The organism is Actinomadura viridis, assembly GCF_015751755.1.
GTDB classification, from domain to species: domain Bacteria; phylum Actinomycetota; class Actinomycetes; order Streptosporangiales; family Streptosporangiaceae; genus Spirillospora; species Spirillospora viridis.
This window is the reverse complement of sequence record NZ_JADOUA010000001.1, coordinates 354,283-378,928: the sequence shown is the minus strand read 5'-3', so window position 1 is coordinate 378,928 and position 24,646 is coordinate 354,283. Positions and strand designations below refer to the sequence as shown.

The window sequence follows — 24,646 nt, the reverse complement described above, 5'->3', positions numbered from 1 at the left end:
GATCAGCTTTCGCCGGCGGACGTGTCACCGGCCGACTCGGGGGCGGTGGCGCCCTGCCCGTTGTTCTTGGTCAGGTCGGCGACGTCCTGCGGGCCCAGCAGCGCCAGCTCCTTGGGCGTCAGCACCGGCGGCCGGTCGGAGGGCAGCCGCTTGCCGTAGCCGGTGTAGGAGTTCTGCAGGGGGCGCTTGCGGATGGGCGCGAAGACCTCCAGCACCTGGTCCTTGGAGAGGGTCTCCTTCTCCATGAGCTGGAGCACCAGCTCGTCCAGGACCTCGCGGTACTCGACCAGGATCTCCCACGCGGTGTCGTGGGCGCCCTCGATGTAGCGGCGGACCTCGTCGTCGATCGCCGAGGCGATGTCCTCGGAGTAGTCGCGCTCGTGGCCCACGTCACGGCCGAGGAACACCTCGCCCTGCCCGGTGCCGAACTTGCGGGCGCCGAGCCGCTCGCTCATGCCGTACTCGGTGACCATGTTGCGGGCGATCGCGGTGGCCTTCTCGATGTCGTTGGCCGCGCCGGTGGTCGGCTCGTGGAACACCAGCTCCTCGGCGGTACGGCCGCCCAGCAGCATGGCCAGCTGGTCGTTCATCTCCGAGCGGGTGGTGAGGAACTTGTCCTCCATCGGCAGGGTCATGGTGTAGCCCAGGGCCCGGCCGCGCGGCAGGATCGTCACCTTGTGCACGGGGTCGGAGTTCGGCAGGGCGTGCGCCACCAGGGCGTGGCCGCCCTCGTGGTAGGCGATGATCTTCTTTTCCTTCTCCGACATCACCCGGGTCTTGCGCTCCGGACCCGCCATGACGCGGTCGATCGACTCCTCGAGGGTCTCCATGTCGATCAGCTTGCGGTCGAAGCGGGCGGTCAGCAGCGCGGCCTCGTTGATGACGTTGGCCAGGTCGGCGCCCGTGAAGCCCGGCGTGCGGCGGGCGATGACGTCGAGGTCGACGTCCGGCGCGAACGGCTTGCCGCGGCCGTGCACCCGCAGGATGCCCTTGCGGCCCTCCAGGTCGGGACGGTCCACGGTGACCTGGCGGTCGAACCGGCCCGGACGCAGCAGCGCCGGGTCGAGGATGTCGGGACGGTTGGTCGCCGCGATCAGGATCACGCCGCCCTTGACGTCGAAGCCGTCCATCTCGACCAGCAGCTGGTTGAGGGTCTGCTCGCGCTCGTCGTGGCCGCCGCCGAGCCCAGCACCGCGGTGCCGGCCGACGGCGTCGATCTCGTCGATGAAGATGATCGACGGGGCGTTGGCCTTGGCCTGCTCGAACAGGTCGCGGACCCGGGACGCGCCGACGCCGACGAACATCTCGACGAAGTCGGAACCGGAGATCGAGTAGAACGGCACCCCGGCCTCACCGGCGACCGCCCGGGCGAGCAGCGTCTTGCCGGTGCCGGGCGGGCCGTACAGCAGCACGCCCTTGGGGATCTTGGCCCCGATGGACTGGAACTTCGCCGGGTTCTGCAGGAAGTCCTTGATCTCCTCAAGCTCCTCCAGGGCCTCGTCGGCCCCGGCCACGTCGGCGAAGGTGGTCTTGGGCGTGTCCTTGGTGATCAGCTTGGCCTTGGACTTGCCGAAGTTCATCACCCGCGAGCCGCCGCCCTGCATCTGGTTCATGATGAACAGGAAGATCAGCACGATGATGACGATCGGCAGCAGGCTGAAGACCAGGCTCACGAAGAAGCTCTGCTTGGGAACCTCGACGTTGTAGCCACCGGGCAGCTTGCCGGCGTTGGACTGCTGCTGGAGCTGGTCCTGCAGGCGCAGCCCCTGGCCGTCGACCCAGCTGGCCTGTTGCATCTTGCCGTTGTTGAGGGTGACCTCGATCCGCTGATCCTTGTCAATGATCTTGGCGGACTTCACCTGGCCCTGGCTGATCTCCCGGACCACGGTGGAGGTGTCGGTCTTCTCGTAGGAACGACCGGGGTTGACGCCCCACATGATGAGGGCGACCAAGAGGCCGAACAGCAGGATCCACAGCAGCGGCCCGCGAAAATAGCGCTTCACGTCCATTTATCCGGTTACCCCTACGGGGCCCGTCCCTCCTGACCTAGCGATCTCGCCCGTCCCATGGGGACGCGCGCCACTGTGAACCGGCTCCTTGCACCACGGGCTCTGCGCCGGGGCGCTCCGGCACCGCGACGGCCTCCTTCATGGCTACCCGACACGAAGCCCGGGATATCGACGGTACACCGCGTGGCGACATACCCGCCGACGCCCCTTGAAACGATCTGGTACGTCCCGTTGTTCCCTGCTGGTCACATACCCCCGCTCCCGCCCCTTGCCAAACGATGATCGTTCGCGCTATGGGACGGGGCCGGGACCGGCCGCGCTCAGTCGCTCGCGCCCCCGTAGACGTGCGGGGCCAGCGTGCCGACGAACGGCAGGTTGCGGTACCTCTCCGCGTAGTCGAGCCCGTATCCCACGACGAACTCGTTGGGGATGTCGAAGCCCAGGTAGCGGCAGTCGATCTCGGTCCTGACCGCCTCCGGCTTGCGCATCAGCGCGCAGATCTCCAGGGACGCCGGCCGGCGCGAGCGCAGGTTGCTCATCAGCCAGGACAGGGTCAGCCCGGAGTCGATGATGTCCTCGACGATCAGGACGTGCCGGTCCAGGATGTCGGTGTCGAGGTCCTTGAGGATGCGGACCACGCCCGAGGACTTGGTGCCGGAGCCGTACGACGACACCGCCATCCAGTCCATCGAGGCCGGGGTGTGCAGCTCCCGGGCCAGGTCCGCCATGATCATGACGGCGCCCTTGAGCACGCCGACCAGCAGCAGGTCCCGCCCCGCGTAGTCGTCGTCGATCTGCGCCGCCAGCTCGCGCACCTTCGCCTGCAACCGGTCCTCGGGGATCAGTACCTTCGCCAGGTCGGCACCCAGATCCTTCTCGTCCACAACCCCACCCTCATGTACCGGAATCGGCCCGTTCGGCCCAGGCCGGGCCGAAGAGCAGCCTGCCATACCGCCGGTGGGCCCGTACGCCCCCGGGGAGGTCCACGTGCCGCTGCCCGCGCCAGGCCGTGACCAGCCGATCCACTTCATCGACATGGACGGCCGCGAGGGTACCCGGCGGGCTGCCCGCACGGATCGCCGCCGCCCGCAGGACCCGGGTCCGCAGGGCCCGCGGAAGCGCCGCGAGCCGCTCGACCTCGAACACGACCCCCGCGGCGGGCCCGTCGCCTCCGCCTTCTCCGCCTTCTCCGCCCTCTCCGCCTTCTCCCTGGACGGCGGCGTCCGCGTAGGCGCGGGCGGCCATCTCGTCCAGCGCGTCGGCGTCGTCGCGGAGCATCCTCCCCGTACGGGCCAGGGCCTCGGTGATGCCGGGCCCCAGAGCCTTCTCCAGGGCGGGCAGCGCCTCGTGGCGTACGCGCACTCGCGCGAAGGCCGGATCCTCGTTGTGGGGGTCGTCCCAGGGCTCCAGCCCCATCGCCCGGCACGCGCGCCGGGTCGTCGCCCGGTCGAGGTCGAGCAACGGGCGCACGTACCGCACCCCCGCGTCCTCGCTGCCCGAGGGCCGCCGGACGAACGAGGGCGGCATACCGGCCAGGGAGCGCGCACCGGACCCCCTGGCGAGCCCGAGCAGCACCGTCTCGGCCTGGTCGTCCCGGGTGTGGCCCAGGAACACGGCCGTGGCCCTCAGCCGTAGGGCGGTCTCGTCCAGCGCCGCGTAGCGCGCCTCGCGGGCGGCGTTCTCCGGCCCGCCGCGCTCGCCCACGACGACCGCCACGGACCCGGCGGGATCCAGGCCGAGTCCTGCGAGGACCCGGACGACCTTATCGGCGCGGACCGCGGAGCCCTCCTGGAGCCCGTGGTCGATGGTGACGCCCCCCGCGGGCCGGACGGGCCGCGCCCGGGGCGCCTCGAAGGCCAGCGCGGCGGCCAGGGCGAGCGAGTCGGCGCCGCCGCTGCACGCGGCGATCACCATGCCGTCCGCGGGCAGCCCGGCCAGCGCCCGCCGCACCGCGACCCGCACGGCCGCGACGGCCGGATCAGGCCCCATCCCGCTCCCCGGCGTCGGTGATCACGCCTCCATGCTGCAGCATCCGCGCGGGCACGGGAAGGCCGTCCCGGAACGCCGTCCCGTTGCGCCCGTCCAGGAAGCTCGTCCCGGGGCGCCCGTCCAGGAAGGCCCGTCCCGTCAGGTCCGTCCCGGAGGGCCCGTGCCGTCAGGCCGGAAGGGTCAGGCCTCCCCGGCCGCCGGCGGCGCGTCCAGCGAACGGGGGCCGGCGACCCGGTCCATCCACAGCGCGGGCTCCTTGATCTCCGCGTGGGTGGGCAGCGACTCCGGCGAGTCCCAGACCTTGTTGAAGCCGGTCATGCCGACCTCGCCGACCACCCGGTGGACGAACCGCGACCCCTCCGCGTACTGCTTCATCTTCAGGTCGATGCCCAGCAGCCGGCGGATGGTCTTGTCGAGCCGCGTGCCGCCCTCGCGGCGCCCCTGGAAGCGGGAACGGATCTGCTGGACCGACGGCACGACCTCGGGGCCGACCGCGTCCATCACGTAGTCGCCGTGCCCCTCCACCAAGGTCATCACGGCGGTGAGGCGGTCGAGGATCTCGCGCTGCTCGGGCGACTGGATCGCGTCGATCAGGTTGCCCTCCCCGCCCCGGACGGCGTCCATGACCGCGTCGGCGGCGTCCCGGATCCGGTCCAGCATCATGCCCGGATCGAGGTCGGAGGCCAGCAGGAACCGGGTCATCTGGTCCTGGACGTACTCGCGCAGCCACGGCACGCCGGTGAACTGGGTGCGGTGCGTCTCCTCGTGCAGGCACACCCACAGCCGGAAGTCGCGGGTGTCCACGGACAGCTCCTGCTCCACGTGGACGATGTTGGGCGCCACCAGGGTGAGCCGCCCGGTCGGGGCGCGGCCGGAGGGGTCCGGCGGCAGGAACAGCTCGTACTGCCCCAGCACCCGGCCGGCCATGTACGCCAGGATGGCGCCGACCTGCATGCCGGTCACCCGGGATCCCACCGCCTGGACGACCACGCCGCCCGCCCCGCCGCTCAGCAGGCCGGGACCGCGGCGCTCGGACATCTGTTCCATGAGCGGTTCGAGCACCACCCGGAAGCCGTCCACGTTGGCCCTGATCCAGCCGGGCCGGTCGACGATCGTCGCCGGAGCGGGGTCCTCCTCCCCCGGCATGCCGGTGAACTCGCGGACGTGCCCTTGGGCGAGCTTGGACAGCTCGCGAAGCTGCTCCACCACCTCGCGGGCCTCGGCATGGCCGACCTGCGGACCCGGCCGCAGAAGCCGGGTGCCGGTCTGGACGGCCAGATTCCAGTCGATCATTGAGGCGCTCATGTACTCCACCGTACGTTCGGTATGCGGCGCCGCGGCGCCCGTGTCTCCACCGTTCAACGAACGATCGTCCTGGTTATCTCCCATATGGCGGTCGCCACACCCTGCCTTGACGTCGCAGGTGAACGGGCTGATCAGCAGCCGCAGGAGGCGACGGCCGCGGCCAGCCGGTCGAGGGTCCCCGGATCCACCGGGCCGGTGCCGTCGCCCGCCATGAACGCGAAGGCCAGCGTCCGGCCGTCGGCGTCGTGGGCGATCCCGGCGAGCGTGCTGACCCCGGCGAGCGTGCCGGTCTTGGCCCGGACGACGCCCGCGCCCGCGCGGCTGGCCGGAACGGTGTAGCGGGGGGCGTTCAGCGTCCCGGAGAACCCGGCCACCGGCATGCCGGTGATCGCCGCGCGCAGGTGCGGATGCTCGGGAGAGGCCGCGACCGACACCAGCACGGCCAGCGCGGCGGGAGTGATCCGGTTGGCGGTGGACAGCCCACTGCCGTCGTTGACCAGGACCCCGCCGGTCACGCCGAGCCGGGCGAGGACCTCGGTCACGGCCCGCGCGGCCTCGTCGGACGACCCCGGCCGGCCCAGCTTGATCGCGACCTGGCGGGCCATCGCCTCCGCCACGTCGTTGTCGCTGCGGGTCATGAGGTGCTCGACCAGCTCGGCGGCCGTCGGCGACCGCACCGCGCCGAGCTCCGCCGCCCCGGCGGGGGCCGTGACGGCGCGGCCGGGCCGGGCCTCGACGCCCTCCCGGGTCAGCATCCGCGCGAACGCCTTCGTCGCGGCGGCCGGCGGGTCGGCGACGCGCTTGTTCTCCGTGGGGTCGCCGGGCGCGATCCGCCCCTCGTCGACGGTCAGCGCCGAGACCGGGGCGACCTCGCCGTCGGGCAGGTAGTTGGGCTTCCAGCCGCGGGCCGTGCGGGGGCCCTGGTAGGCGGAGACGTCATGGTCCACCCGCACCCGCCGTACGCCCTCGGCCTTCAGCGCCGCGGCCGTCTGCCGGGCCAGGTCGGCGAGCGAGGCGTACACGGGCCGGCCGGCGCCCGGATCCCCCGGCCCCGATGGCCGCGGGGGGCGTGCGGTCAGTGTAGGATCCCCGCCTCCGACCAGCACGACGCCGCCGCCGGCCCCCCGTACCGTCCGCGTGGTGATCCGGTGTGTCGGGCCGAGGGTGTCCAGGGCCGCCACGGAGGTGACCAGCTTGGTGGTGGAGGCCGGGGTCGCGGGCCGGTCGGCGTCCGCGGCGAAGAGCACGCGCCGGGTGGCGGCGTCGGTCACGACCGCGCCGATCCTGGTCCCGGCGCCGGTCAGCACGGGAGTGAGCCGCCGCGACAGCGCCTGCGCGGCCGGCATGGGCGCGCCGGAGCCGGCCGGCGGACGCGTCACGGCGGTGCGCACCGCGAGGCGCTCGGCGGCGGACGGGGGGCTGGGCGCGAGCCTGCGTTCGGGTGTGAGTTTGGCCACTGCCAACCCGGCAGAGGTGACGAAGACGTTGAGGAGGGACAGCGTGATCAATACCAGGCCGGTGGCCTGTTTCGGCACGTGACCGGCACTCTCCCACTCAGCACTCACCAACGTGCGACATCCTTATATAAGGGAACATTCATCTGTGGGGGTCGGCCGCGCCCGCACGGACTCCCGAAAGACTATGCACTGCGACCGCGCAGGGAGCGGAGGACATCTTGGATTTCGACGTCACCATTGAGATCCCGAAGGGCCAGCGGAACAAGTACGAGGTGGACCACGAGTCAGGCCGGATCCGGCTCGACCGGATGCTGTTCACCTCGACCCAGTACCCGGCCGACTACGGGTTCATCGAGGACACGCTGGGCGAGGACGGCGACCCGCTGGACGCGCTCGTGCTGCTCCAGGAGCCGACCTTCCCCGGTTGCCTCATCCGCTGCCGGGCCGTCGGCATGTTCCGGATGACCGACGAGGCCGGTGGTGACGACAAGGTGCTGTGCGTCCCCGCGACCGACCCCCGCCAGGAGCACCTGCGCGACATCCACCACGTGCCCGAGTTCGACCGGCTGGAGATACAGCACTTCTTCGAGGTCTACAAGGACCTGGAGCCCGGCAAGTCGGTCGAGGGCGCCAGCTGGGTGGGCCGGGTCGAGGCCGAGCTGGAGATCGAGCGCTCGCTGAAGCGGGCCGCCCAACAGGGCGGGCACTAGAGCCGTCCCGAAGCGGCCCCGGGCGACGCCGTTCCGCTCCGCGTCGGTCCCGGCCGTCCCGAGACGAGCGAGGACACTTCCGCGCGATCCGTCGTGCGGAAGTGTTCTCGTTTCCGGGCTCCCCGGGCCTTTCCGGGCCCTCCGCCTTCGCTCCCGCCGTCCTCGTTCTCCCCGCCCCTGCTCTCCCGGCCCCGGCTCTCCCGGTCCCCGGTTCACCAGCCGGCGGGACGGACCGCGCCGATGAGGCCGTTCCTGTGGATGCTGGAGACGCGGACCCGTGCCCCCGTGTACGGCGCCTCCACCATGCGGCCCTCCTGGAGGTAGATGCCGACGTGGTGGATGGTGCGGGGGTCGGAGGTGTTCTTGGCGAAGAAGACCAGGTCTCCAGGACGCAGCCGGTTCAGGGGGACGCGCGGCCCGGAGGTCCACTGCGTACCCGTCCAGTGGTCCAGCCGGACCCCGGCCTTCGCCCACGCGTAGAGCGCCAGCCCCGAGCAGTCGAACCCGTGGATCCGCGAGCCGTGCTCGATGCCGTAACTGGGGCCGCTCGCCGTTCCGCCGCCCCATGAGTAGGGCGTCCCGAGCCATCTGAGGGCGGCCTTCGCCACCATCGAGCCCCGCGTCGCGCCAGTGAACGACCCCGCGGCCCCGGCCGAGCGGCCCGTCCCAGGGCCGGAAACGGAACCGGAACCGGCGCCGGAGCGCTCGGCCGCCCGGCGCAGACGGCGCTCCTCGGCCCGTTCGAGCGCGGCCTGCCGCTGCCGCCGCAGCCGCGCGGCCCGCGCCTGGGCGCCGCCGAGCCGTTCCTCCAGGCGCCGTTTGCGCGCCTCGATCCGCCGTACGGCCGCGCGCTGCCCGGCGACGGCGCGGGCGGCCTCGCGCTGGGCGGCCTTCGCCCGTTCCGTGGCGCGGGCCTGGTCGTCCAGCGCCTCCCGCGCCTGCCGCCGGAACAGCCCGGCGACCTGCCGGGCCGCCTCGACCTGCTGGACGGCTCCGGCCCGCCGCCGCGCCAGCATCTCCAGCAGCCCGGCGCGGTCCATGAACCCCTGCGGCCCGCCCCGTCCCGCCAGCGCCGCCGGCCAGGAACCGTGCCCGCCGGTGCCGAGCCGGTAGGCGTCCGCCGCGACGACGGCCAGCTCGGCCTGGACCTCGCGGACGCGCCGGTCGGCTTCGGCGACACGGGCCAGGGTCTGCCGGTAGGCGAGGCGGGAGCGTTCCAACTTGACCTGTTCGCCGTGATGGCGCTCCACGGCCAGGGCCGAGTCCGCGGCGAGCCGTTCCAGCTCGCCCCCGGCCCGTGCCAGCTCGGCCTTGGTCCGGCCCACCTCGGCGGCCCGTTCCCGGACCTCCGCCCGGCTCCGCTCGACGTCGCGCGCGCTCGGCGCCGGTTCCGCCCGCGCGTGCGCCGGCATCCCGGAGACGGCCACGACTCCCAGCGAGACGACCGCCAGCCGCACCCTGATGCCCGCCGCCCCCGCAACCCCCTGCTTGAGAAACACGGTGCCCCCTACCGCGTCATGTCTCCCCAAGTGATCAGGCACTGAGGGTAGTTGAACGGGAGCACAATGTGAACATCCGTTTCTTCAACCTCTTGGGGCTCCGTCCCATCACCCCTCACGACCGGGTCCTTGACCAGCGGGAACGACGGTCCGAACCGTGATCCGCACGAACGCCGCGGCGCGCGGGGAAGAGGGTCGTACGGCGCGGCGGGCGCTCCGGGCCGACCGCGCCGGGGCCGTCGCGGAACGTCCGGGCGCGCGGTGACCGGGCCTCCCGGACGGGGCCCGGCGCGGTCAGCGGTCCAGGTTCTCCGGAACGGGGACGGGGTCGGGGCCGGGGCCCGAGCCGTCCGCCGGTCCGGGCTGCGCGGGCGCCACCTCGGTCGTCCCGGTGGCCGGCTGCGAGGCGGGCGGCGCCTCCGGCTCCGGTGGCGGGCCGGACGCGGGCGGCGGCTCGGCGGGAGCGGCCGGCCGCGGGTCGGACGGGCCGGGGGCGGGCGATCCCGGCGGCGGGGTGGGCGCCGGATCGGTCGGCGTGGGCGTCGGGGTGGGCGCCGGGGGCGGGACGGGCCGCCAGCTGACACGGACGTCGAGCCCGCCCGGCTGGAACGAGACACCCCCCTCCCCCTGGGAGCGGGAGGTACGGGACACGCGCACGGCGAGCCGCACCGTACGGCCCGCCTCGATACGGCCGGACACGGCGCCCGGCCGCACCCCGCCCCACGCGGTGGCGGACCAGTTCACCGGCCCGCCGTCGGCGCGCAGCTCGATCGTGCCCTCCGACCGGTCGGCGAGGTCGAGGAAGAGCGGTGAGACCGCGAGCGTGCCCGCGCCCGGCCGGGGCACCGTGCCCCCGCCGCCGCCGTCCCCCGTGCCTCCGCCGGGCGCCCCGTGCCCGCCGGCGGGCGGCGAGGGCAGCGCGAGCGGCGGCGCCGAGGACGCCAGCGCGCCCAGCGGGTAGGTCGCCGACACCGGAACGCTCGATCCGCCCGCGCCGCCGCCGTCGCCGGACCCCGGCGGGGGCGGCTGCGGCACGGCGGTCGGCCCCGCGCCGTCCGGGGACGAGCCCGTGGCCGTACGGCCGTCGCGGTCCTCGTCCGGCGCCAGGGCCCGGACCACCGCGGCGCCGCCCCCGATCACCAGGGCGGCGGCCACGGCACCCGCTCCGAGCCGCCCCATGGCCGGGGACGGCGCGGTGTCCTCGGGCCCGTGGGCGGCCGGCCGGCCGGCTCCCACCATCGCCATGCCCCGGGCGCCGGTCAGGGCGCCGGGCTCCTCGCGCAACGGCCGCAGGACCCGCGCCGCCGTCCGCCGTACCCCCTTCAGCGCCGTCCGCACCGGCCGGCGCCCGGGCCCCGGCGCGGAGTCCGCCCCCGGGTCCGGCAGGGACGCGCGGGGCTGGACGGGGAACCCGGCGGAGGACAGATCGGCCACGCGGGTGGCCACGAAGAGCCGGTAGCCCACCAGTTCAGGGTCGAGGAAGCCGCTCATCACGCGCACCCGCAGCTCCTCGGGCGGCTCCACCCAGGGCAGCAGCCCGAAGACCTTGGAGGCCGAGACCGTGCGCGGGCTGAGCGGCCCGCAGACATGGCACTCCCCGGCATGCCGTACCAGCCGCTCGCGCAGGGCGGGGTCGAGCCCGCCGCGCCGTTCGCGCAGCAGCGCCGCCCGTTCGACGCAGCCGTAGGGGCCGTGGTGGGCCAGCAGCTCGGCGGTGAGCGCCACCTCCAGCGCGCGGTGCGCCCGGTCGAGCGCGGCCTGCGCCTTCCTCAGCGACAGGCCGAAGATCTCGGCGATGTCGGGCGGCACCAGGCCGTGCCGGACGCGCAGTTCGAGCAGTTCGCGGGAGAACGGGTCCAGCGCCTGGACCGCCTCCCAGGCCATCACCCGCTGGTCCGCGTCCTCCCTGCCGGGGCCGCCGGGGGACGGCTCGGCCGACCGGGCCGGGACCGGCATCCTGCGGCCGCATTCCAGCCGGGCGACGGCGTAGAGCCAGGCGCCGAAGCGGTCGGGATCGCGCAGCTCACCGACATGGGCCTCGGCCACGATGAACGCGTCGCGCAGCGCCACCTGCGCGGAGTCGCGCTCGCGCAGGAGGAACCGGCAGTACGCGTAGAGCCGGTCGGCGTAGGCGTCGTAGACGGCGCCCGGCGCGCCCGGATCGCGGGCTCGCAGCGCCTCGGCCAGTCGGCGGTCATCCATGGACAGAAAACTAAAGGCTCGCCGCCGCCTTGACGTGCCATTTCAAAAGATCCCACTGCCGAGTCGTCCACAATGTCCGTGCCCTTTACCGAGAACGCCCGAGGCAATGGAAATTGCGTTATATATCAGGAGTTGTCGCAGCACGATCCGTATGTCGGGTCTCCGGAAGCGTGACGCGACCAATTAGCACGACCGAGGTTGCGGGAGGGTTGCATCGCCCTCCCGAAGGATCTCACATGATCGACGAGAAGTGCCCGCCCGACCCTCCGACGAAATGAGCGGGCTCCGAGTTCGCACCCTCGTCCGGGATCCGCCGGACGCGGACGGCGACACGACGTTGACACTGTCATCATTACAGTGTCATCATCGTTCCATGGAGAGCACCTGGACCATCGCGGAACTGGCGGAACGGGCCGCCGCGGCCCTCACGTCCGGTGAGTCCGTGCGGGTCAACGGGCGGGTGCGCGATCTGCCCAACGAGCGGCTGATCCGCTGGTACGGCACCATCGGCCTGGTCGACCCGCCACTCGGGCGCCGCGGCCGTACCGCCCTGTACGGGACGCGCCATCTCCTGCAGATCGTCGCGGTCAAGCGCCGCCAGGCGGCGGGCCGCACCATCGCCCAGATCCAGGTGGAGCTCGCCGGGGCGACCGACGGGACGCTCCGGGAGATCGCCCGGCTGCCGGAATCCGAGCCGGGCGGCCACCCCGAGCCCGCCGCCTCTCCGGCCTCGGCGCCGGAACCTCAGACACCGAGGCCGGGCAGGCGCGACCGCTTCTGGACGGCGCAGCCGTCCGCCGGTGCCCGCGAGGACGGGCACCGCCCCGCCTCACCCGCCCCGGCCCCCGCCCCCGCCCAGGAGGCCCAAGACGTCCAGGACGTCCAGGACGTCCAGGACGTCCAGGCGGTGCGGGTGCAGGGCGTGCGCCTGGCGCCGGGCCTCACCCTGCTGCTCGACGTTCCGGCGGACGTCTCCGCGCTGGACGACGACGATCTCGCCGCCATAGGGACGGCCGTCCGTCCCCTGCTGGAGGAACTGCGCCGGCGCGGGCTGCTCGACCCGCCCGGCCCCCTGCCCGACATCCGCCCCGCCGACCCTTCCGGGAGGTCCCAATGACCCTGCGCATCGCACAGATCCCCGAACCCGAGGCACCGCCCGTTCCCGAGGGCGGGCTGGGCGCCCTGGCCACCGACCGGGGGAACCTTCCGCTCGACAGCGTCGACGTGCACGCCGCCGTCACGGGCCTGGTCGCCGGGATCGAGGTCGTCCAGGGCTTCCGCAACCCCTACGACGTGCCCCTGGAGGCCACCTACATCTTCCCGCTGCCCGACCGGGCCGCCGTCACCGCGCTGCGCATGGAGGCCGCGGACCGGGTGATCGACGGTGTCCTCAAGGAGCGCGGCCAGGCGCGGCAGGACTACGCCACCGCCGTCGCCGCGGGCCGGCGGGCGGCGATCGCGGAGGAGGACCGCCCCGACGTCTTCACCATGCGGGCCGGCAACATCATGCCCGGCGAGCGGGTGACGATCCGGCTGACGCTGAACCAGCCGCTGCCCTACGAGCTGGAGCCGTCCGGCACGGTCGCCGGGACGGAGCCGCCGGCCGGCGCGGGCGGCACGGGCGGCACGGGCGGCGGGCTCGGGCAGGGGGCCGCGACGTTCCGTTTCCCGCTGGTGGTGGCGCCCCGCTACATCCCGGGCGCGCCGCTCGACGAGGAGGCGGCCGGGTCGGGGGTGGCCCCCGACACCGACGCGGTGCCGGACGCCTCGCGGATCAGCCCGCCCGTCCTGCTGCCCGGCTTCCCCAACCCGGTCCGGCTGTCGATCTCGGTGGACATCGACCCGGCGGGGCTGGAGCTCACCGGCATCCGCTCGGCCCTGCACGTCGTGGCCGACGAGGGCTCCGGCGACCGCGCGACGGTCCGGCTGCACCCCGGGGAACGGCTGAACCGCGACTTCATCCTGCGGCTCGATTACGCGCCGCCCGCCACCGGCGAAGATGCCGGTACGGCCGGTGCGGGGATCGCCCCCGCGCTGGCCCTGACCCCGGACGGCGGGCCGGACGGCGCCCCGGAGGGCGAGCAGGGCGAGAGCGCGGAGGGCACGTTCACGCTGACCCTGCTCCCGTCCGGGACGACCCGCCCGCGGCCCCGTGACGTGGTGCTGGTCCTGGACCGCTCGGGCAGCATGCACGGCTGGAAGATGATCGCGGCACGGCGGGCGGCCGGGCGGATCGTGGACACCCTGACCGCCGGTGACAGGTTCGCGGTGCTGTCGTTCGACAACGTGATCGAGCGCCCGCGCGACCTGGGCGCGGGGCTGGCGGCCGGGACCGACCGCAACCGGTTCCGCGCGATCGAGCACCTGGCCTCGCTGGACGCGCGGGGCAGCACCGAGATGGCGGGCCCGCTCCAGGAGGCGTGCGCGCTGCTGTCCGACCCCGCCCGGGACCGGGTGCTGGTGCTGATCACCGACGGCCAGGTGGGGAACGAGGACCACATCCTGGCCGGGCTGGTGCCCCGGCTGCGGGGCGTGCGCGTGCACACGGTCGGCATCGACCGGGCGGTCAACGCCGGGTTCCTGCACCGGCTGGCGGAGGCCGGGCAGGGGCGGTTCGAGCTGGTGGAGTCGGAGGACCGGCTGGACGAGGCCATGGAGGGGATCCATCACCGCATCGGGTCGCCGCTGGTGACCGGCCTGCGGGTGGAGGGGGCCGGTCTGGAGATCGTTCCGGAGTCCGTGGCGCCGCGCCGCGTCGGGGCGCTGTACCCGGGCGTTCCGCTGGTGGTGTCCGGCCGGTTCCGCGGGGCGCCGTCCGGAGGCGTCGTCGTCCGCGGGACCACCCCCGAGGGGAACGGCTGGGAGCGGCGTGCCACCGGCACCGTGACCAGGGCTCCGGCGGCGACCTCGATCTGGGCCCGCGCGCACCTGCGCGATCTGGAGGACCGCTACGCGGTCGAGGGCTCGGAGTCGCTCGAACAGCGCATCGTCGGGACCTCGCTGCGGTTCGGCGTGCTGTGCCGGTTCACCGCGTTCGTCGCGGTGGACAGCCGGGTGGTCGCCGAGGGCGGCCGTCCGCACCAGGTCGTCCAGCCGGTGGAGACGCCCGACGGCTGGGGTGCGATGCCGGCCGCGCCGGCCGCACCGGCGGCGCCGTTCGCGGCCGGGGCCGCTCCCATGGCGGCGATGCCCCCGGCGGGTGCCGCTCCCGCCCCGGCCCCTCCCGGGTCGGCGGGGGGCTATGGCGCCGCGCCCCCTCCCCCGGCCCAGCCCGGGGCGGCGCCGGTCCGCGGGAGCGACCCCGGCATGCGCAGGCGGTCGGCGCCCGCGCGGGGCACCGGCCGAGGGCCGGCGGGCCGTCCCGGTGGACTGCCCCGGCCCGCGCCCGTCCCGAGCCCGGCCGGCCACGCCCTCGCCGACGCGCGGCAGCGGCTCACCACACTGCTCGAAGAGCTGAGGAGCCAGTGGTTCCCGCAGGGCGGCCCGCGCAGGGCGCACCTGTTCGCCACCGTGCTGCCCGCGCTCGAGACGGTGACCCGGGCGATGGAGTCCTCCGGCGTGGACGCGGCGCTGGTGTCCCCGCTGTCCGCGCTGGTGAGCGATCTCCACGCGGCCGGGGCCGCCGTGCCGCCCTGCCCGGACCACGTCGTCGACGAGCTGCGGGACCGTACGCTCCGGGTACTGGAGACCTTCCTCCAGCAGGGCGCCGGGGCGCCCGGCGGACCGGCGACGCGCAGGTCGTTCTGGAAGCGTCCGCGCTGACGGAGCCGACGGACGCGCGTGCGGGCGCCCCCCTCGCGGGAGGGCGCCCGCGCCTCGGCGCCCGCGCCTCGCGTCCGTCAGGCGATCTGCCTGGCCCGCAGCCCCCGCAGCAGCGGGACGACGTTGAGCAGGAGCCCGACCACCGCGACGCCGGTGACGAGGTTCACCCCCGGGTCGAACTGGCCGAAGTCCGTGCCGCCCCCGGTGCCGGTGTGCGATCCGCCCGCGACCAGCGCGGTGACCGCGGCCAGCACCAGCGCGGCGCCGACCTGGCCGGAGGTCTGCACGAGCCCGGAGGCCAGTCCCTGCTCGGAGTCGTCGATGCCGTCGGTGGCCTGGCTCATGATCGAGCTGAACCCGAACGCGAACCCGCCGCCCAGCAGCAGCATCGTCGGCAGGACCGTGAACGCGTAGTGCGGGGTGCTCCCGGCCGTCGCCAGGAACCACGCGTACCCGAGGCTGAGCGAGGTCATCGAGGCGAGGATGAGCCGCGGCGTGCCGTACCGGTCGATCAGCCGCCCGACGAACGGGGACCCGACCGCCACCAGCAGGCCGGCCGGCAGCAGCGCCAGGGCCATCTTCAGCGGCGACCAGCCCAGCACGTCCTGCAGGTAGAGCGTCATCATGAACTGGAAGCTGAGGTAGGACCCGAACAGCGCGACGATGCTGAGGTTCGCCCGGACGATCGGGCCGATCCGCAGGATGCCGAGCCGGATCAGCGGGTGCGCGACCCGGTTCTCAGTGATCACGAACCCGGCCAGCAGCGCCACGGCCAGCACGATCGAGCCCACGGTGAGCGGGTCGAGCCAGCCGCGTTCGGGGGCCGAGACGACGGTGTAGACGGCGAGGAGCATCCCCGAGGTCAGCGTGACCGCGCCGATCAGGTCGTGGCCCCCGCCCGCGGCCGGGCGGTCCCGCGGGATCAGCGCGATGCCCGCGACCAGGGCCAGCAGCGCGAGCGGCACCGGGGTCAGGAACGTCCAGCGCCAGCCGAAGCTGGTCAGCAGCCCGCCGAGGATCAGGCCGGAGGAGTAGCCGCTGGCGCCGAAGACCGAGAAGACCGACAGCGCCCGGTTCCGCGCCGGTCCCTCGTGGAACGTGGTGGTCAGGATGGACATGGCGGTCGGGGCCGTGAACGCGGCGGCGAGCCCCTTGACGAAACGGGTGACGATGAGCAGGGCACCGTCGTCGACCAGCCCGCCGACCAGCGACGCGACCGCGAACACGGCCAGCGCGGTCAGGAAGACGCGGCGCCGGCCGAGCAGGTCGGCGGTGCGCCCGCCGAGCAGCAGCAGGCCGCCGTACCCCAGCACGTAGCCGTTCACGATCCACTGCAGGGCGGTGGTCGACAACCCGAGTTCGGCCCCGATGGAGGGCAGCGCCACGCCCACCATGGACACGTCGAGCCCGTCCAGGAACAACACGGCGCACAGCACGGCGAGGACGCCCCACAACCGGGGCGTCCACTTCTGCTCGGCCGGCTGAGGCGTACGGACCGCCGAGGCGGGTGAGGTGTCGGTGATAGTCACGACGGAGGAGATTACATGCATGTGCATCAGATGTCCATGCACTAATTTCGCGGGAATTTAACCCGCACGCATCAAATGCACGCGCATGCTAGGATGCGCGTCATGGAGTCGGAGGCTGGCCTGGTCGGACGGTGGCGGTCGCTGCTGACCTGCTACAACGAGATCGCGTGCCATCTCGACCGCGAGCTGCAGGAGTCCCACGGGCTCACCATGAGCGAGTTCGAGACGCTCGACCGCCTCGTCGACGCCCGCTGTGACAAGTGCCGCATGCAGGAGCTGCTGGCCGGCATGTACCTCAGCCAGAGCGCGCTCTCACGTACCGTCGCCCGGCTGGAGAAGCACGGGCTGGTGGCCCGCGACCTCTGCCAGGACGACCGGCGCGGCGTCTTCGTCCGGATCACCGACGCCGGCCGGGAACGCCACGCCGAGGCCCGCCGGACCCACCTCGCCATCCTGGCCGAGCACCTCCACGAAGCCCCCGAGGGCGTCCCCGCACCCGCCACCGCGTAGCCGGGCCCGCCGAGCAGTGCGTCTCCGAGCCCGGAAGGTACGGCTCCCCTGATGAGCTTCAGCGGTTACGCGCGGAAGGTGCGCGACGGCACCGTGCCGTACGGCGCGCGGGTGTCGGCGCTCCGGTCGTGCGTCCAGCTGTACCGGCCGATCGGCTTCCACGCGGGCCTGAGCTTCCTGGAAGAGGTCGCGGGCCCGTTCCGCCGCGACGAGGCGTCCCTCCTGCGAGCCCTGGAAACGCTCGCGGCCAGCCGTGCGCTCTGGCACGCCGACATCCGCGCGTACGCGGCCACGCGGCGGGAGGCGAAACGCCTCGGCCGGCGCGTTCCCCGGCCGACGGACCCGAACCCCGACCATTTCCCGGCGTACTGGTACGGCGCCCCCAGAAGCGCGGCCCTGCACGCCCTGGCGTTCTGGCGGCGATCGCGCCTCCCGGCCCTCCTGGAGCCGCCCTCCCAGGTCGCGGACGACCTGAACGCCTGCGTGGCCGCCGTACTCGACTCCGGTGGGCATCTGACAGCGGAACGGCGGCGGACGCTCACCGGCTGCGTCGCCGAGATCGAGCGGCTGCGCCTCCGGCCCGGCCTGTACCAGGACGACCCCGTGGCCTACGACCGCGCGCGCAGCCTCCGCAGGGTCGCGAGGTTCGTGGAGACCGCCGCCGGCGCCGTGTAGCCGGCGTTCACCCCGTTCGCAGGTCGGAGAGGGCCTTCTGGAGGCGGGCCGCGCGCCCGGCCGGGGTCCTGGCCTTCAGCAGCGGCAGGATCAGCAGGTACCGGGCGGTCTTGCCGAGTTCCTCGAAGCGGGCGGCGGCCTCCGGATGGGCCGCCAGCGCCTCGGCCAGGTCGGGCGGGACGGTGGCGTCGCGCTGGGCCGTGTAGGCCGCGGCCCACCGGCCGTCCGCCCGCGCCGCGGCGACCTCCGCCAGGCCGGACGGCCGCATCCGCCCCGCGGCGGTCAGGGCCTCCACGTGCTCGACGTTCACCCGCGACCAGGGGCTCCCCTTGCGGCGGGGCGAGTATCGCTGCAGGTAGTAGTGCTCGTCGTACGACCTGCGCCGGCTGTCGATCCAGCCGTGGCAGAGCGCGACCTCCAGCGCCTGCCCGATCGTGACCGACACGGCCCCCGACCCCTTCTTCGCGATCTTCAGCCAGGCCTCGTCCTCGGTCCCGTGGTGCCCGGCCAGCCACGCCTCCCACCCGGCCGCGTCCGCGAAGTGCATCATCGGTCCAGGATCTCCAGGTAGTGCTGGTTGTACATGACGCCGAGCACGTTGCCGAACGGGTCCACCACCGAAGCGGTGACGAAGCCGGGGCCGTGCTCGGTGAGCGGCATGTACGGGGTGGCCCCCATGGACAGCAGCCGGTCCAGGGCACCCTGGACGTCGTCGACGTGCCAGTGGACGATCACACCGCCGGGGGCGGTGGCCGCGCCGGGCCGGGCGTAGCGGCGGTCGATGATGCCGAGCTCGTCCTCGTGGTCGCCGACCCTGAACTCGTAGTAGCCCGCCGGCTGCCCGCCGCCCGGGCTCTCGAAGTACGGCTCGATGCCCAGCAGGTCGGCGTACCACTTCCTGGCCGCCTCCAGATCGTCGGCGAAGTAGTTCACGGTGGCCAGTCCTCGCAGCATGGGTGCTCCCTCTCTCGTAACGACAAGGACCATTCTTCGCTCCAAAGTGCTCACCAACTGACCACTTTTCCGGGGATCCTGGGTGACATGCGTGCCGATCGTCTCGTCGCCGCCCTCCTGCTCATGCAGGCCCGCGGGCGGGTGACCGCCGCCGAGCTGGCCGCCGAGCTGGAGGTGTCCGTCGCCACCGCCCGGCGCGACCTGGAGGCGCTGTCCGCCGCGGGCGTCCCGGTGTACCCGCAGCCCGGGCGCGGCGGCGGCTGGTCGCTCGTCGGCGGCGCCCGTACCGACCTCAGCGGCCTGTCGGCGGCGGAGGCGCAGGCGCTGTTCCTGCTCGTCGGCCCGGCCGCGGCCGTCTCGGGCGAGGCCAGGGCGGCGCTGCGCAAGCTCGTGCGCGCGCTGCCGGCGACCTTCCGGGAGGACGCGCAGGCCGCCGCCGGGGCCACGATGATCGACCCCACCCGGTGGGGCGAGCGCGACCGCCGCCGCCCCGAGCCGGTCGACCTGCTCCAGGCCGCCGTGGTCCGCCGCCGGAAGGTCCGCCTGACCTACGCGGGCCGCTCCCGGGAACGGACCGTACGGCTGGTCGACCCGTGGGGCCTGGTCGACAAGGACGACGTCTGGTACCTGCTCGCCGGGACCGAACGGGGACGCCGCACCTTCCGCGTCGACCGGATCATCGAGGCCGAGCCGACCGGCCTGCCCGCCGAGCGCCCGGACGGCTTCGCGCTCGACGCCGCCTGGGAGGAGGTCGTCGGCGAGATGGAGGCACGGCGTTCGCGCACCTGGGCGACCGTCCTCATCGAGGCCCGGTTCGTCCCGATCCTGCGGGACCAGTTCGGGCGGCACTGCCACGTCGACGGCGATCCGGGCGCGGAACGGGTCCGGGTCCGCCTCGCCGCGCCGACCCCGCTGGACATCGCCCGCCACCTCGCCGGCTGGGGCGCGCTGGTCGAGGTGGTCGAGCCCCGGCCCGTGCAGGCCGAGCTGGCGCGGATCGGCGCCGAACTCACCGGCCGCTACGGAACCGGCGAGGGCACCGATGAACCCGGCCCCACGCCGAGGTCCGCCGAACCCGCCTCGTGAGCCGAGCCGCCTCACATCCTGGTGAAGGTCATGTCCATCCAGGGGTGCCAGCTCGCGCCGTCTTCGGTGCGCTCCCACCGGGCCGACATGGAGGCACCGTCCTCGGCGATCACCAGGGTCGCCCGTTCCGTGTCGCCGGTGAACGTCCAGACGCCGTCATCGTCCACCGCCGCGCGCATGGTGGCGAAGCCGCCATGGTTGTCGAACGAGCGCATGGGGAACGTTCCACTGGCCGGATCGCCAGGGCCGATCATCTCGATGACCTCGACCTTCCGATCGCCCATGCGGACGTCCGCGCGGTGGACGAGGAAGAACCCGCCGGCCATCCACTCGTAGTCGTCGAACCCCTCGATCCGAACGGCCGGAACCCCCTCTGCCTCCAGCGTCCGCCCCCGCGTGCGCCAGCGGCCGGCGAGCGCGTCCAGGAGCTTGTTCCGGGGGTCCGGGACGGGCGGGTGGGCGGTGCTGTCGTCTGCCATGGCGTTCTCCGGCTCCGATCTATGTAAGATATTGCTTAAATACTTACATATGGTTGGATGGACGGCAAATCCTGCCGTTCGGAGGGGGCAAGGGTGGACGAGGCGTTGCGGGCGGTCGCGGACCCGACCCGCCGCGCGATCCTGCTGCTGGTACGGGACGAGGAGGTGGCGGCGGGCGCCATCGCCGGGCGGTTCCCCGGCATCAGCCGTCCGGCGGTCTCCCAGCACCTGCGGGTCCTCGTCGCGGCCGGCCTCCTGACGGTGCGCCGCGACGGCAACCGCCGCTATTACCGGCTCCGCCGCGAGGGCCTGGCCGAGGCGGCGACGTTCATGGAGACGATGTGGTCGGCCCCCCTCGCCCGCCTGCAAAGGGCGGCCGAGGGAGAAGAGAGCGCACGCGCCGGGGACGAGGACGCGGGGGGATGACGATGGGTGCTGCGGAGAGCCGGACGGTCGAGCAGACGGTACGGATCCGGGCGCGACCGGAGACGGTGTGGCGGTACTTCACCGACCCCGGGCGGCTCGCGCGATGGTGGGGAGAAGCGGAGGTCGACGCCCGCCCCGGCGGCGTCCTGCGCGTACGGATGCTCGACGGCCCCCGTCCCGTCATGCGCGGGCGGTTCACCGAACTCGTCCCCCACGAGAGGATCGCCTTCACCTTCGGCTGGGAGGCCACTCCCGGAGCGCCGGACATCCCGCCCGGCGCCTCCCTCGTGGAGATCACCCTCGCCGCCGACGGTGACGCCACCGTGCTCACCCTCCGGCACAGCGGCCTGCCGTTCCACCTCCACGACGAGACCGGCGCCGGCTGGGCGCACCTGCTCCGCCTGCTGGGCGCGGCGTCCGGATCCTGAGGTTCACGCACCTTCACCGGCCGCGGCGGCGTAGCGGCGGGCCAGGTGCGCGAAGGCGCGCTTGAGTTCGGCCGGGCCGACGACCTCGATGTCGGCGTCGAACCTGCCGATGGTGGCGGCCAGGCCGGCCCATGACCACGAGCCCAGGACGAGCCGGCAGCGGTCCGGGCCCAGTTCTTCGACGACCCCGTCGCGGGCGTAGCGGGACACCGCGGCGGCGGGGAGGTCGAGGATCACCTCGCCCCGGCAGGGCCAGTCCGAACCGCCGGAGCCGCGGAACCTGCCGGCGACGAACGCGGCCACCTCACCACCGGGCAGCTCGCGCGGCGTGAAGCGGGGCCCGGTGGGGGTGCGCGGGGTGATCCGGTCGGCGCGGAAGGTGCGCCAGTCCTCGCGGTCGAGGTCCCAGGCGACGAGGTACCAGCGCCCGCCCCAGGTGACGAGGTGATGGGGCTGCACCCGGCGCGGCGGGGCCTGCGCGCCTCGCTCGTCCGCCCCGGGCGGGGACGCGTAGTCGAAGCGCAGCACCTCGCGGGCGCGAACGGCGGCGCCGAGCGCCATGAGCACGCCGCCGTCCACCCGCGGGACGGCCCGGGTCTCGGGCCGCTCGACGACGGTGACCTGGAGGGCGTCGATCCGGCCGCGCAGCCGTGCGGGCATGACCTGCCGGACGGTGTTCAGCGCGCGCGCCGCGGCCTCCTCGATCCCGGCACCGGTGGTCGCGGCGATCTGGAGGGCGATGGCCAGGGCGACGGCCTGCTCGTCGTCGAAGAGCAACGGGGGCAGCCGCGTGCCGGCGTCGAGCCGGTAGCCGCCGTCGGGTCCCTTGACCGCCACGATGGGGTAGCCGAGTTCGCGCAGGCGGTCGACATCCCGCCGTACGGTGCGCGGGCTGACGTCCAGCCGTTCGGCCAGCAGCGCTCCCGGCCAGTCCCGGCGCGCCTGGAGCAGCGAGAGCAACGCCAGCAACCGGGCTGAGGTCTTCTGCATCCTCCGAGTATCGGCGAAGAAGCGGACACAACCTGTCCGCTTCCCCTGCGACGGTGGTCACCGAACCCACCGGAACGACCCGCAGGGAGCCGATATGTCCGTGACCACCGTGACCCATCTGAATTTCCAAGGCGACGCCCGCGCGGCCCTCACGTTCTACCGCTCCGTATTCGGCGGGGACGTGGCCATGGTCACCTACAAGGACGCCGCGAACGTCCAGGAGCCGTCCGAGGCCGACCAGGTGATGTGGGGGCAGGTGGCCGCCCCGAACGGCTTCCGCGTGATGGCCTACGACGTGCCCTCGCGCATGCCGTGGAACCAGGGAGAGAACGCGTTCTTCGTCTCCCTGCGCGGCGAGGCGGCCGAGGAGGTCACCGGGTACTGGGAAGGGCTCTCCGACGGGGCGACCGTGCTGCAGCCGCTGGGCCCGGCGCAGTGGGCGCCCCTGTACGGGATGCTGAGGGACCGGTTCGGCGTCACCTGGGTCGTGGACGTCGTCAGCGAGTACGACGCGTCCTGACCACCGGGCCCGGGCGGCGGACCACCCGCCGCCCGGGCCGACGACCCGAGAAGGAGATGCCAATGAAGAGGCGCGTACCGGACCGGACCCGCGACCATGACGGCACAGGCGCGGTGACCCGATGACCGTCCTGGACACCCGTGCGCTCAACCGCGCCACACTCGCCCGGCAGTTGCTGCTCGACCGCGCCGACATGCCGGTCCTGGACGCCGTCGCGCACCTGTGCGGCCTGCAGGCTCAGGAACCGCAGGAGCCGTTCGTCGGGCTGTGGTCACGGGTGCGCGCGTTCGACCCGGCGTCGCTGTCGGACCTGCTGACCGGACGGAGCGTGGTGCGCACCATCCTCATGCGCCGCACCATCCACCTCCTCGCCGCCGACGACACCCTCGCGTGGCGCGCCCGACACGACGCGATGCTGCGCCAGCGGATGCTCGGCACCTACCGCCGCGACCTGGCCGGGGTGGACCTCGGCGAACTCGCGGCGGCGGGCCGCGCCGTGATGGCCGACGGCGAGCCGCGCACGTTGACCGAACTGGGGCGGGCGGTCGCCCATCGCTGGCCGGAGTCGGCACCGCGGGCGCTCGGCGAGATGCTGATCGCCGCCCTCATCCCCATGGCCCAGATGCCGCCGCGCGGCCTGTGGCGCACCAAGGCGGGCGTGCGCAACACCCTGCTCTCCTCCTGGCTGGGACGCGACATCGACCCGCCCGCCCCGGAGGGCACCGACCCGGTCGGCCAGGCCCTGGTACGGCGCTATCTGGCCGCGTTCGGCCCCGCCGCGACCGCCGACCTGCGCGCCTGGTGCGGGCTCGCCGGCCTGCCGGCCGCGGTGACCGCGATACGCGAGGAGCTCATCGCCTTCCGCGACGAACGCGGCCGGGAACTGCTGGACCTCCCCGACGCACCGCGCCCCGACCCGGACACGCCCGCCCCCGTACGCTTCCTGCCGGCGTTCGACAACGCGATCCTCGGGTACCACGACCGCGGCCGGATCATCGACGACGCCCACCGCGGCCTCTCGGTCGCCGGCGCCCGCGTCGTCCTGGTCGACGGCCGGGTCGCCGCCACCTGGACCGTCACCTCCGGAACCGTGACCGTCACCCCGCTGCGCCCGTTCTCCCGGGCCGACCGCACCGCCGTCGCCGACCAGGGCCGGGCGCTGGCGTCCTTCCTCACCGACGACGACAGCGACCGCGTCCGGATATCTCCCAGCTGACCGCGCACGCTCGTAGGACGGCCACGGACCCGAGCATGAGCAGGGGAACGGCCCGCGCCGCAGATCGGCGCGGCCTGTCGCCCCGCCGATCGGGTGCCGGCGCCCGCGAGCACCGGCCGGCCCGATCACTGCCTCGCGAGCCACTCATCGAAGGTGGTCGGCATGATGCGGGCGCCCTCGCCGGGCAGGAGCACCTCGCCGGCCATCTCCGGGCCGAACAGCGACGACCAGGTCGGCACGAGCTTGACCGAGCGGCCACGCGCCTCGTTGGTGCGCCGGGCCATGTCCACCAGGTCCTGCGGCTCCGGTCCGGCGACATCGCGGTAACGGCCCTGCGCCGCGCCCGTCGCGATCTCGGCGAGCACGGCCGCCACGTCGGCGGGTGCGATCGGCTGCACGAGCAGCGGCGCGATCGTGGCCACCCCGTCCTGCTCGGTCCAGCTCGTCACCATCGCGGCGAAGTCGTGGAACTGCGTCGCCGGGACGATCGTCCACGGCACCGGCCCCTCCGCCACGAGGCGCTCCTGCTCCCGCTTGCCGGCGTAGTGCGCGTTGCCCTCCACCCGTTCGACACCGGCGATCGACAGCAGCACGTGGTGACGAACTCCCGCCCGCACCTCGGCCGCGAGCAGGTTCCGGGTCGCGGTGCCGAAGCACTCCACCGCCTCGTCCCGGTCGGTGGCCGTGCAGTTCGTGGCGTCGATGACGGCCTCGACCCCCGTCAGGGCGGCGTCGAGGCCGTCACCGGTCGACACGTCCACGCCGAGCGAGCGGCTGATGCGCACCACGTCGTGCCCCGCCTCCGTAAGGGCGGCGACGGCGAGGGCCCCGATGTTCCCGGTCGCACCGGCGACGGCGATTCTCATAGTGCCTCCTGTTCCCGTACTACCCCGGAAGCTA

At 73.8% G+C, this 24,646-nt stretch carries 23 protein-coding genes; 10 read left to right on the top strand and 13 right to left on the bottom strand.

Annotated elements, in window-relative coordinates:
- Nucleotides 1–2 precede the first annotated feature (2 nt).
- From ftsH to dacB, 5 genes are all read right to left on the bottom strand, one after another.
- Nucleotides 3–2,009 (bottom strand): ATP-dependent zinc metalloprotease FtsH, encoded by a 2,007-nt coding sequence (gene ftsH, locus IW256_RS01550; RefSeq protein ID WP_197009236.1) that lies wholly within the window; start codon nt 2,007–2,009, stop codon nt 3–5.
- A 320-nt stretch (nt 2,010–2,329) separates the two neighbouring features.
- Nucleotides 2,330–2,893, bottom strand: a complete 564-nt coding sequence (hpt, locus tag IW256_RS01545) for a hypoxanthine phosphoribosyltransferase (protein WP_307828696.1) — start codon at nt 2,891–2,893, stop codon at nt 2,330–2,332.
- Between the two features lie 10 nt (nt 2,894–2,903).
- Nucleotides 2,904–3,998, bottom strand: coding sequence for a tRNA lysidine(34) synthetase TilS (gene tilS / locus IW256_RS01540; RefSeq protein WP_197009235.1), 1,095 nt, complete (start codon nt 3,996–3,998; stop codon nt 2,904–2,906).
- Nucleotides 3,999–4,178: 180 nt separating this feature from the next.
- A complete protein-coding gene (locus IW256_RS01535) occupies nt 4,179–5,291 on the bottom strand; it encodes a zinc-dependent metalloprotease (RefSeq protein ID WP_197016028.1) in 1,113 nt (370 codons plus the stop codon).
- A gap of 143 nt (nt 5,292–5,434) precedes the next feature.
- Nucleotides 5,435–6,838 carry a D-alanyl-D-alanine carboxypeptidase/D-alanyl-D-alanine endopeptidase gene (gene dacB / locus IW256_RS01530; protein ID WP_307828695.1) on the bottom strand — a complete coding sequence of 468 codons (1,404 nt, stop codon included), beginning with the start codon at nt 6,836–6,838 and terminating at the stop codon, nt 5,435–5,437.
- 140 nt (nt 6,839–6,978) lie between these two features.
- Here dacB and IW256_RS01525 point away from each other — a divergent pair, with 140 nt between their 5' ends.
- The gene (locus tag IW256_RS01525; RefSeq protein ID WP_197009234.1) at nt 6,979–7,470 is read left to right on the top strand and encodes an inorganic diphosphatase; all 492 of its coding nucleotides are present in this window, start codon (nt 6,979–6,981) and stop codon (nt 7,468–7,470) included.
- A 212-nt stretch (nt 7,471–7,682) separates the two neighbouring features.
- Here the strand turns inward: IW256_RS01525 and IW256_RS01520 are convergent, their stop codons facing one another.
- Nucleotides 7,683–8,969 carry an NlpC/P60 family protein gene (locus IW256_RS01520; RefSeq protein ID WP_307828694.1) on the bottom strand — a complete coding sequence of 429 codons (1,287 nt, stop codon included), beginning with the start codon at nt 8,967–8,969 and terminating at the stop codon, nt 7,683–7,685.
- Nucleotides 8,970–9,263: 294 nt separating this feature from the next.
- Complete coding sequence (locus IW256_RS01515) at nt 9,264–11,171, bottom strand: sigma-70 family RNA polymerase sigma factor (protein WP_197009233.1); 1,908 nt, start codon at nt 11,169–11,171, stop codon at nt 9,264–9,266.
- Nucleotides 11,172–11,544: 373 nt separating this feature from the next.
- On the opposite strand from IW256_RS01515, the gene IW256_RS01510 reads away from it, so the two are divergent.
- Together IW256_RS01510 and IW256_RS01505 are read left to right on the top strand one after the other, a co-directional pair.
- Entirely contained in the window at nt 11,545–12,288 is a 744-nt protein-coding gene (locus tag IW256_RS01510) for a MerR family transcriptional regulator (protein ID WP_197009232.1), read from the top strand.
- The gene (locus tag IW256_RS01505) at nt 12,285–14,933 is read left to right on the top strand and encodes a VIT domain-containing protein (protein ID WP_197009231.1); all 2,649 of its coding nucleotides are present in this window, start codon (nt 12,285–12,287) and stop codon (nt 14,931–14,933) included. Before IW256_RS01510 ends, IW256_RS01505 begins: the two co-directional genes overlap by 4 nt.
- A gap of 77 nt (nt 14,934–15,010) precedes the next feature.
- On the opposite strand, the gene IW256_RS01500 is transcribed toward IW256_RS01505, so the two are convergent.
- Nucleotides 15,011–16,489 carry an MFS transporter gene (locus IW256_RS01500; RefSeq protein ID WP_420535380.1) on the bottom strand — a complete coding sequence of 493 codons (1,479 nt, stop codon included), beginning with the start codon at nt 16,487–16,489 and terminating at the stop codon, nt 15,011–15,013.
- A 75-nt stretch (nt 16,490–16,564) separates the two neighbouring features.
- On the opposite strand from IW256_RS01500, the gene IW256_RS01495 reads away from it, so the two are divergent.
- Together IW256_RS01495 and IW256_RS01490 are read left to right on the top strand one after the other, a co-directional pair.
- A complete protein-coding gene (locus IW256_RS01495; RefSeq protein WP_231403602.1) occupies nt 16,565–16,972 on the top strand; it encodes a MarR family winged helix-turn-helix transcriptional regulator in 408 nt (135 codons plus the stop codon).
- Between the two features lie 51 nt (nt 16,973–17,023).
- A complete protein-coding gene (locus tag IW256_RS01490; protein ID WP_197009229.1) occupies nt 17,024–17,647 on the top strand; it encodes a hypothetical protein in 624 nt (207 codons plus the stop codon).
- Between the two features lie 7 nt (nt 17,648–17,654).
- Here the strand turns inward: IW256_RS01490 and IW256_RS01485 are convergent, their stop codons facing one another.
- Together IW256_RS01485 and IW256_RS01480 are read right to left on the bottom strand one after the other, a co-directional pair.
- Nucleotides 17,655–18,197, bottom strand: a complete 543-nt coding sequence (locus IW256_RS01485; RefSeq protein ID WP_197009228.1) for a YdeI/OmpD-associated family protein — start codon at nt 18,195–18,197, stop codon at nt 17,655–17,657.
- Nucleotides 18,194–18,601, bottom strand: coding sequence for a VOC family protein (locus IW256_RS01480; RefSeq protein ID WP_197009227.1), 408 nt, complete (start codon nt 18,599–18,601; stop codon nt 18,194–18,196). The genes IW256_RS01485 and IW256_RS01480 overlap by 4 nt, the downstream gene beginning before the upstream one ends.
- A gap of 87 nt (nt 18,602–18,688) precedes the next feature.
- Between IW256_RS01480 and IW256_RS01475 the strand changes: the two genes are divergently transcribed.
- Complete coding sequence (locus IW256_RS01475) at nt 18,689–19,687, top strand: helix-turn-helix transcriptional regulator (protein WP_197009226.1); 999 nt, start codon at nt 18,689–18,691, stop codon at nt 19,685–19,687.
- Between the two features lie 11 nt (nt 19,688–19,698).
- Here IW256_RS01475 and IW256_RS01470 read toward each other — a convergent pair whose 3' ends face one another.
- Nucleotides 19,699–20,166: a DUF1579 family protein gene (locus tag IW256_RS01470; RefSeq protein ID WP_197009225.1), complete on the bottom strand. Its 468-nt coding sequence runs from the start codon at nt 20,164–20,166 to the stop codon at nt 19,699–19,701.
- 93 nt (nt 20,167–20,259) lie between these two features.
- Here IW256_RS01470 and IW256_RS01465 point away from each other — a divergent pair, with 93 nt between their 5' ends.
- Nucleotides 20,260–20,592, top strand: a complete 333-nt coding sequence (locus IW256_RS01465) for an ArsR/SmtB family transcription factor (protein WP_197009224.1) — start codon at nt 20,260–20,262, stop codon at nt 20,590–20,592.
- Nucleotides 20,589–21,020, top strand: a complete 432-nt coding sequence (locus IW256_RS01460; RefSeq protein ID WP_197009223.1) for an SRPBCC family protein — start codon at nt 20,589–20,591, stop codon at nt 21,018–21,020. The genes IW256_RS01465 and IW256_RS01460 overlap by 4 nt, the downstream gene beginning before the upstream one ends.
- 3 nt (nt 21,021–21,023) lie before the next feature.
- On the opposite strand, the gene IW256_RS01455 is transcribed toward IW256_RS01460, so the two are convergent.
- Complete coding sequence (locus IW256_RS01455) at nt 21,024–22,010, bottom strand: helix-turn-helix transcriptional regulator (RefSeq protein WP_197009222.1); 987 nt, start codon at nt 22,008–22,010, stop codon at nt 21,024–21,026.
- Between the two features lie 94 nt (nt 22,011–22,104).
- Here IW256_RS01455 and IW256_RS01450 point away from each other — a divergent pair, with 94 nt between their 5' ends.
- The gene (locus tag IW256_RS01450; RefSeq protein ID WP_197009221.1) at nt 22,105–22,530 is read left to right on the top strand and encodes a VOC family protein; all 426 of its coding nucleotides are present in this window, start codon (nt 22,105–22,107) and stop codon (nt 22,528–22,530) included.
- 121 nt (nt 22,531–22,651) lie between these two features.
- The gene (locus IW256_RS01445; protein WP_197009220.1) at nt 22,652–23,746 is read left to right on the top strand and encodes a winged helix DNA-binding domain-containing protein; all 1,095 of its coding nucleotides are present in this window, start codon (nt 22,652–22,654) and stop codon (nt 23,744–23,746) included.
- A 125-nt stretch (nt 23,747–23,871) separates the two neighbouring features.
- Here the strand turns inward: IW256_RS01445 and IW256_RS01440 are convergent, their stop codons facing one another.
- Nucleotides 23,872–24,612: an SDR family oxidoreductase gene (locus IW256_RS01440; RefSeq protein WP_197009219.1), complete on the bottom strand. Its 741-nt coding sequence runs from the start codon at nt 24,610–24,612 to the stop codon at nt 23,872–23,874.
- Between the last annotated feature and the right edge of the window lie 34 nt (nt 24,613–24,646).